The sequence below is a fragment of the Micromonospora solifontis genome (assembly GCF_003725545.1).
GTDB classification, from domain to species: domain Bacteria; phylum Actinomycetota; class Actinomycetes; order Mycobacteriales; family Micromonosporaceae; genus Micromonospora; species Micromonospora solifontis.
This window is the reverse complement of the sequence record NZ_RJLN01000204.1, coordinates 1-711: the sequence shown is the minus strand read 5'-3', so window position 1 is coordinate 711 and position 711 is coordinate 1. Positions and strand designations below refer to the sequence as shown.

Below are 711 nucleotides of genomic sequence, written 5' to 3'. Positions count from 1 at the left end.
GATCGCCATCGACGGCAAGGTGCTCCGAGGCTCCCGCACCGTCGATGGGCGGCAGGTGCACCTGCTCGCCGCGTACGACACCCACACCGGGATCGTGCTCGGGCAGGTCCAGATCACCGCGAAGAGCAACGAAATCCCGGCGTTCACGCCACTGCTCGACCTCATCATCGGCCAACTCGGCTCCCTGCACGGCGTGGTGATCGTGGCGGACGCGATGCACGCGCAGACCGCACACGCCCGCGCCGTCGCGCAACGCGGCGGTGCCCTCATGGTGGCCGTGAAGGCCAACCAGCCCAACCTGTATCGGCAGCTCAAGGCCCTGCCATGGGCCGACGTGCCCATCGGTGACCAGCAACGCGACCGCGGACACGGACGCCGCGAGACCCGCACCGTCAAGGCGCTGACCGTGCGCACCGACGGCGGACTGGCGTTCCCCCACGCACAACAGGCCGTGCGCATCACCCGCACCCGCACCATCAAAGGCACGACCAGCCGCGAGACGGCCTACTACACCGTGAGCCTGCCCGCCGCCGACGCCCACCCCACCGACCTCGCCGCATTCGCCCGCAACGAGTGGCTCATCGAAAACAGCCTGCACCACGTCCGCGATGTCACATTCCGTGAAGACGCCCACAAGGCCCGCACCGGCTCCGGCCCAGCCGTCATGGCCACCCTGCGTAACACCGCCATCGCCTACCACCGCACCGCCGG

The 711-nt window shown here is 69.6% G+C and carries 1 protein-coding gene; it reads left to right on the top strand.

The features are described 5' to 3' along the window. The coding region (locus EFE23_RS27870; RefSeq protein ID WP_123243820.1) for an ISAs1 family transposase at positions 1–711 on the top strand (711 nt) is incomplete at both ends.